This window comes from Pseudotamlana haliotis, assembly GCF_008806375.1.
GTDB classification, from domain to species: domain Bacteria; phylum Bacteroidota; class Bacteroidia; order Flavobacteriales; family Flavobacteriaceae; genus Pseudotamlana; species Pseudotamlana haliotis.
The window spans coordinates 370,301-378,940 of record NZ_WAAT01000050.1 but is presented as its reverse complement, the minus strand read 5'-3'; the positions used below and the strand labels follow the sequence as shown (position 1 = coordinate 378,940).

General features: G+C 34.1%; 5 protein-coding genes. All 5 read right to left on the bottom strand.

What is annotated here, in order from left to right:
- The coding region (locus F6U93_RS12925) for a PorP/SprF family type IX secretion system membrane protein (RefSeq protein ID WP_150940474.1) at positions 1 to 1,343 on the bottom strand (1,343 nt) is incomplete at its 3' end.
- Between the two features lies 1 nt (position 1,344).
- Positions 1,345 to 2,814 carry a T9SS type B sorting domain-containing protein gene (locus F6U93_RS12920; RefSeq protein ID WP_150940472.1) on the bottom strand — a complete coding sequence of 490 codons (1,470 nt, stop codon included), beginning with the start codon at positions 2,812 to 2,814 and terminating at the stop codon, positions 1,345 to 1,347.
- Between the two features lie 220 nt (positions 2,815 to 3,034).
- Complete coding sequence (locus F6U93_RS12915; RefSeq protein WP_150940470.1) at positions 3,035 to 4,351, bottom strand: hypothetical protein; 1,317 nt, start codon at positions 4,349 to 4,351, stop codon at positions 3,035 to 3,037.
- A gap of 372 nt (positions 4,352 to 4,723) precedes the next feature.
- Entirely contained in the window at positions 4,724 to 5,167 is a 444-nt protein-coding gene (locus F6U93_RS12910) for a hypothetical protein (protein WP_150940468.1), read from the bottom strand.
- Between the two features lie 166 nt (positions 5,168 to 5,333).
- Positions 5,334 to 8,465, bottom strand: a complete 3,132-nt coding sequence (gene ccsA / locus F6U93_RS12905; RefSeq protein WP_225312704.1) for a cytochrome c biogenesis protein — start codon at positions 8,463 to 8,465, stop codon at positions 5,334 to 5,336.
- Between the last annotated feature and the right edge of the window lie 175 nt (positions 8,466 to 8,640).

The following is an 8,640-nucleotide window of genomic DNA, read 5'->3' as shown; positions in this document are numbered from 1 at the left end:
TCTTGTCTTAAACGTTCTGATTCTGCTAAAGCTGCTGCGGCATCCTGTTCAGCCTGTACTCTAGCAGCTTCTGCTTGACGCGCTTCTTCTTCCTGTCTTAAGCGTTCTGATTCTGCTGCAACAATAGCTTCTTGCTCTTTTCTAAGGCGTTCGGCCTCTGCCTCAGCTTCATGAGCTATACGATCGGCTTCCTGTTTTTCTGCTAAACGTTCTGCTTCAGTTACTCCGTTTAGCGCTGCTGCTTCCGATGCACGCTTTTCTTCAGCTCGAGCTGCGGCGGCCGCGGCTTCGGCTGCTCGTTGCTTTTCTAAAGTATCAGATTTTCTTGGCAGATCTTTAGGTGTTTCACTAACGGTAACTTTCCTTGACTTATTCTTTTTAGAATCAGAAATAAACAGACCATCTTCTTCTTCATCTCCAAAATAATCGTAACGTTCTTTAGATTTAAACCTATAAGCTATAGTGAAATCGTGTGAATTTCCTAAAGGAGAAATATCCCCCATAGCCATTTCATAATTATATTCAAGTGCAATTTGAGGCGTAATGTTTAAACCTGCTCCTACAGAAAAACCGTAAAAAGAATTGTAACCCGCCTGCCCCCAAAAACCTTTAGGCACAGTAAGCATCACCAAACCTGAAAATATAGTTTGTTCTTTTTTAAACTCTGAACGTACTAGAGCAGAAAATCTACTATCTCTAAAATATCCAAAAGAACTTATATAGCCGGTGTACATACCATGTACTTGAATGCCTTGTTCTGCATTATCAGCAACCATAGCTGTAGAAGTTAAATTATAAGCTACAATATTATTTAATGAGACTCCAAAATCAAAAAACTCAGTACCGTAATTAATACCTGGGTTAATTGTAATAATAGAATTAGAAGGTATGTTATCTAAAGCTGGGTCTGGAGTATTACTAATAATGGCTCCATCATTAACCCCGCTTCTATAAAAACCAAGATTCATACCAAAAGTTAAGTTGCCAGAACGGTTAACAACGACATTATAGGCGAAGTTGGCCATTCCTCCAAACGTTGTTAAAGCACCGTAATTTTGCTGAAATAAACTAACACCAGCCCCAATACTTTCTCTAAAACGCCCAGAATAGCCAAATAAATACGTTTGAGGCGCATTTTCAAATTGTGTCCACTCTCTTTTATTGTTGAAAGAAATATAACGATGTCCTTCCCTCACAAAACTGAAAGTAGGGTTTATAAATGTTCTATTAAATTTTAATGAATTCCTAACAGGAATATTCAATGCAACAACACCATCATCCTGAGCAACAGACTGATAGCTAACACTTAAAAACAACAGAATATAAAGTAAATATTTTTTCATGTTATTTTATTACTGTTATTGACCCTTTTCGAACACTCCCTTGAGAAGGGGTTATTATATAGTAATATACTGGGTTCACATTTTCAAAATTAATAGCATCTTCTGGCCAATTATTCAAATAATCTGTTGTTTGCAAAACTGTTTTACCCTGAGCGCTAATAATAAGCACTTCTGTATTAGTACCTGCAACATATTCTTTAGGAATAATCCATGTATCGTTTATACCATCACCATTAGGACTTACAATATTTGGTATTTCAGCAACATCTGGAAAGTAATCATCCCCACCAGAAACGGTAAAAACAAACTCATTTGAAGCGATACAACCTCCTGTAGAAGACGGCTGAGACACCACTGCTCTATAACTTCCAAATTCATCAATCTCTAAACTATTACTAGTTTCATCTGAAAGTTGAACATCATTTCTATACCAAGCGTAAGAAGGGTTTGTAGCGTCTGTCGTTATCGTTGCCAATAAAGAATCGTCATCTTCCAAAACATTATCTTCATCTAAATCTACGCCATCAATACTGCTTGAAAACCCAGAATTATCTAAAAGAATAGAAGCTGAAGTCGTACAACTTCCTAAATCAACATTTACTGAATATTCACCAGAATCGTTTGTTGTATATGTTTGCTCGGTAGCACCGTCAATCAGTTCCCCGTCTTTACTCCATTGGTATGCATCTCCTTCTGTAGATGTCAAGGTCGTTGGTCCATCACTCATGCAATATGGATTTCCCAAACTAGAATTTACAGTCACCACGACACCAGTTGATATTTCATATACGGTAACTCTATTTGAATAAGAATTTGATGTACAAGTGCCATAATTCGTTTCTACAAAATATTTCCCTGGAGTAGATACTGCTAAACTAGCACCATTAGCAACAAACTCTTTAGTTGTAGCACTTGTTTCGCGAAACCAATTATAGGTTAAAGAAGGGTATTGTAATGGTGAATCATTATTTTCATCTCCTGGATCATCAATAGTTAAAAGGTAGCTTCCTCCTGAACAAAAATTAGCCGTTTCCACCAAATTATTAATAGTAAATGGACTATCTTGAAGTTTATAATATGCAGGAAACGCATTAGATCCTGAGCTTGTTGCTGAAGGCGAGGTACTCTTTACTCTTACTTTATAAGACTCTCCAGAAACTGTTTCTGGAACGGCAAAGGTTATCGTTGCAGGCGTGGTCACAATTTCACCTTCCCCTGAAGTATAGACTACTTCGGCATTAGCAAAACTACCATCTGCATCAGAAAGTTCTAAAATAAATTGATTGGAAGCACTGATACCAGTATCAGGCGAGAAAGAAAAAGTTACACTATAAGAATTAAAACTATCACTAGCACAGGCTTGAGTAAATCTGACTAAATTAGGTTTTGTTATAACTATTTGCCCCTGTACTGTATTCGAAAAAATAAAGAGAAAAAAAGCAATAATATGTATAAGCGTAAAGTTTTTCATCTGAAAATTTCCCACATTCGAAGTCCTAAGCATCTTATAGTTATTATTTGAGGAGGAATAATAATAACCTAAACATTATATAATTCGTCACCGCTAACAGTAACAAATTATATAATGAAAAGTATAAGTTTCAGATAAATATGTAGAATGATTTGGGGTTAGTTAGTTTGTAATCTATTATTACCTTAATATATGAATAAATATAAAGTATTTCTTTTTTTTAATTTGAATCAGCTTCGTTTGACGCAATAATTTTATTGATACGCAATCTATAATCTGGTCTTCTTGGATTATTTATTTCAATAAATGTTTCTGCATCATGCCCTTTAGAATAAACATTAAAGAAAGCATGGTTTCCATACCAATTTTCTAAGTCCTCATTATTCGAGCTATTTTCAACAAAAATGTTTCCATTACAGTTATTGAAATACATATTTGTAAATTTAATTTTATCTAAGCTCTCTTGGTTAATTCGAATTTTACTTTCAAAAATAACTGCTGGATTAAATCCAGAGATCACACTTTTATTCATAGCAAGTGATGCATGTTCCCCAACATAAACACCTTCTTTAACAAGCCCCATTCTAATGTCTTCTCTTAAATCTTTAGAAGCATTAAGAACCGTAATGTTTTGAGCTTTTACAGACGTTGATGGTTTTGAAAAATCAATATCTTCTCTCTGACTATAAGCAACAACCTCTAAACTTCTGGCTCCACTACTACTTGATACATATGGAGATCTTACAGCTAATGAATTAATCAATTCAGCTTGCGCACCATAATTAAATTTATAATCGCTTTTACTTGATTTGTACGAAACAAACTTGTTTAAGTTAACCTTTCCACCCCATACTTCAATTGAATTCCCACCAGAATTACTAACCATTACATTCTCTAAAACAGTTTCACGGCCAACACCAGCTAATAACAAACCATTAAAATATAAACCTGAACTCACTCGACTCCCAGCATATTCAATACGCACATACTTTAACAAACCAGAATTAGAATTTGGATTTTCCCCTCCAAAATTAGTAAAAGCATAATTTTCTGAAGCCAGTCGCGTATAAAATGGAGAAACTGATCCGTTTCCAAATCTATTAGTTGCAGCGTCACCAAGAACAATAATTCCTCCCCAGTCACCTGCTTTCTTAACGCGTCTGTTAGAAGTAAATATAATAGGATCCGTTTCTAACCCATTAGCAACAATGCTAGCACCTTTAGCAATAGTTAAAGAAGCCTTACTCTCGTAATCTCCAATAATCACTGTTCCTGGTTCAATAGTTAAAACTGCATTATTAGTTACAAAAATACTCCCTACTAATAAATACACATGTCTCTTTACCAATCGAGTATCTTCAGTAATATTTCCAGTTAAGATTTGTGTCGGTTCAATATGTTCAGATTGACTATTTGATTGGAAATCTGTCCAATTATTAAGCCAGTTATCCTTTCCTATAATTCCTTTCTCTTGTTGAGCAACAACATTTGCTAGCGCAAATAGGAATATGAAAACAGTAAGTGTAATTTTCTTCATAGTTAATCGATTTGGGGGTTAGAACCTAAAGTAAAGCTTTCAAATGATTTATTAATCAAATTTAACAAAAAATCCACGAAATACCAATTATTTCGACTAAATACACAAAATAAGGGCTTTTGTACAGATATTCTATCGATGAAATACACAAATAAAAATTGAGATTTTCTTAATAACTCATTCAAAAGCTCAATCTTATAAAAAAAATCAGAATTACTAATCGAACTTAGTTAAATTATTACAATTCGATTAACAAGCTCAAGAAGTAATTTTTAATAAAAAAAATGCTAACAAACATTATAAACACTTACTGTTTAAAACATTTTGTTAGCATCAAATTTTGCATTTATAATATATAAGTACTACATCACGTTAACGATATTCATTAAATGTATGTAGTGACTTCATAATTTCCTCGTAAAATAAGATACCTGATATAATATTTCTTGTATCTGCATATGGTAAATATTCATTCAAGAAAAAAGTAGTACTATTTACATATTCATCCGCAGCTTCATGTTGAGTATCTAAGGCCTTAATATTATCACTGTTTGTAGGAATACCTATAGTAACCATTGTAACTCCTGGTTTAGTTGCTAAAGCAATATATGGTAATATTCTAGTCAACACCGTATTTCTTTCTCTATAAAGTGCTAAAACCTCACCCTTCGGCATACGCTCAAGCTCATCAATAGTATGATATTTCTTTATCTTAACTTTATCACTAATGATACTTTTTGCACCATCTTTCTGTGCGAAACCTATGCTTGAAACAAGTGAGAGACAAAAAACTAATAAAAATAATTTTATTTTCATGTGTAAGATTTTAGGGTTAGTTCGACAAATTTATGTAATTAACCGAAATTAACAAGCGTTTTGTCGATTTTTTTTACGCTTTTTTGCGAATTTTGTGCCTTTAATTAAATATTTTCGATTAAATCACAATAATTACAGACGAACAACGTTTATAAATGTTCTATTTCTAATTCTTAAATTTATTATACCTAAAATAAGCCCAAACTGAAACCAGAACCACCACAACGACTAATACATAAATAAAATTAGGAATAGGCAATGGATCTCCAGCGGCGTAACTATGTAATCCTGACAAATAATAGTTCACACCAAAAGACGTCATTATAATAGAGCCAAATGCAAAAACGCTAGCTGTATTTAGTATATAGTTGCTTTTCAAAACAGGAATTAAACGTAAGTGCAATACAATCGTATAAACAATAATACTAATAAGGGCCCAAGTTTCCTTAGGATCCCAGGCCCAATAGCGGCCCCAAGACTCATTAGCCCAAATGCCACCTAAAAAAGTTCCTACGGCTAAAACAAACAAGCCTATAGTCATAGATATCTCATTTATATAAGTCAGTTCCTTGATTCTAATATCAATGGCTTTTTTCGTTTTTTCCGTTTTAAAAATCATTAAAATCAAAGCCATAAACCCTAAAACTGCAGATAAAGCTAAAGGGGCATAACTACTTACTATGGTGGCTACGTGAATTTTTAACCAATACGATTTTAATACCGGCATTAAATTGGTGATTTCCGGACTCAACCAATCTAAATAACTTACAAATAACAAAGCTCCAGAAAACAAGGTTGCCAACGGTAAAGCAAAATCAGATTTTCTAAAAGATAAAAGACCACACAATAATAATACCCATGACACGAAAACGAGCATTTCATAACCGTTGCTCCAAGGGGCATGCTGTGCCACATACGATCTTAATATAATGTTTCCTGTAAAAGCTAAAAAACTTACCAGCGTTAGCAATACACTAATATCCCATAATACATCAATTAGCCTCTTCTTAGTAAAGATTTTAAATAAAGCTAAAACTAAAAGCACCAAGCCTAAAGTAAAGTAAACTTGAAAAAGCCAAAAGTTTAAATTGAGCTCATTATACCACAACTCAGCTTCTACCCTTTTTCGAGATGGAATGATCTCTTTACCTAGAATATCTTGAAAGGTTTTGATGTATTCCAAATTCTCACTGGCCGCGACCCAATCTTTTTTATTGACATTATTATAATAGGTAGGAATTATTTTTTGAGCAAATTGCCCATCTTCCTCAGGGAAATCTGAAAAGTCATGCGTTTGACTGTGCCATTTGTTATTATCATCATTACTATTAGGAAACACTTTCAAATAGTTTCCTGCAAAAACATTATATAATATATTAAAGCGCTCATCAACTTTTATAACTTCTTTATCAAATTCATTGCGTTCAGCAGGTTTCTTTTTATTGGCTTCTTCAACAACTTCACCCAAAAGATATTTTCCATTTTCATCTAGTAAGCCCACAAAAGACACTAAACCATCCTCACTAATTTCTAAATTGCTAAAAAGCTTTCCCCCTTTTTCATCGTCTACTTTAATTAATGGTACAAACTGCCAAATATTAGAAGCTGATTGCATGGCTAAAAAAGCTTGATTCGCATTGAATTTGACTTGCTCGTCATTTTGAGTAAATAGAAAATAAGGTTTGCGTGTTAGTTTTCTAAGAAACTCGGAGGCCAAAGTATTCATTGGTTTTATGCGTCCGTCTAAATCTTGAACCATTAATCTACCAAACATTTCAGCGTGCTGTTCATCAACACGTAACTGTTCTATTCTTTGAATGGTAATTTCAGGCGCTATATTCTGCGAAAAACTAAACATTGAACTACACAGAAAAGTAATAATAACCGCTGCTGTTTTTAACTTCAGTTTTTTCAGTTTCCTATTTATTAAGGTGAAGCGTGAATTTTTACTAAACAAGGTGAAGAACATGCCAATAGTCATCAAAAAGTAGCCTAAATAGGTAATATTCGTTCCGAGCGCATCGTGATTTACGGCTAAAACCGTTCCGAGTTCATCGGTATCATAGCTCGCTTGAAAAAATCGATAGCCTTCATAATCCAATACATTATTCATATAAATACGATATGGAATAACATCTTCACCGTCAATTACAGAAACTTCACTGGCGTAAGCCGACGGACTCGTAGAACCTGGATAGCGCTCCAATTGAAAATCATTCAATTTTATGGAGAATGGTGTAGTTATAGGTTCAGCACCATAAGACAGGGTTACTTTCACACTACCTACCTCAACATCATGAGTTGTTGGTAAAAAACCTTCTCTATATAATAAGGTAGCGGTTTCTGTGTTTTCGGCAACTTGGACATCAACAAGCAAGGCATCATCTTTTTGTTCATCGTTATCTTTTGGTTTTTCAGAAACACTTACTAATCCAATTTTTGCTTTAGGGTGGTATGACAAGGGCACAAAAGAAGCATCACCATCACGGTACAAGGTGCGTAAACTCATGGTATACAAACTATCTTTCACAATAGTACCAGCAGTTTCGGTAGCCATAACAAAAGTGCTCAGATTTCTAGGTGAAATGATTTGAAAAGCACCACCCTCTTCCTCTATATTAATAACCCCCTCTTGTTCGACCTCAAAGCCAATTTTATGCTGATGTTGACCAATAGCCTCAACTTCTCCTTTTTCTAAGAAAACCGTTTCTCGCCCATTTCCTGCAGAAACGACCATTTGAATGAATGGTTTACCGTCGGGATCACCATCAACAATTTCGGGAACGGCATCAGCGATAAACTCATTATATGACACAGAAACTTTTTTGCCGATGAAATCGGTATTCAACTCAAAATTATTATTACTTAGTGGCGAAAAATTTATTTTCTTTCGAAGTGTTTTGTTTTCGCTTCCGCTAGATAAATGTACATGCAAATAATTATCTGAAGAAATAATCATATTAGAACTTGCACCTTCTCTAATTCGCATGATTCCACCATAAGAAGCATATCGTGTTATCCCTGCCCCTAATAGAATTATGATAAAGGCGAGATGAAACATAAGCAAGGGCCATTTTTCCAATCGCCACAACTTATACTTATAAATATTCATCACAAAGCAAAGTCCTAAACCAAGCATGACCACTTCAAACCACCAAGTATCATAAATCATTTTCCATGCCGTAGCTGTTCCGAAGTCATTTTCTACAAAAGTGGCTGTAGCCATAGATATTGCAAAAACAAATAAAAGTATTACGGCTAATACAGGTGAAGCAAATAGGCGATAAATTTTATTCATATAAATTTAGGGTCGGCTTAAGCCATTTTAACCATGTAATATCGCATATAATTTGTTTCTGTTTCGCTCATATTTCAATATAAAATAAAACCGTAGCTATTGCTATGCTTGAATTTTACTATGTCATCTGAACAAAAATATAATTCAAATTAAAAATACGACTTATACAATTAAA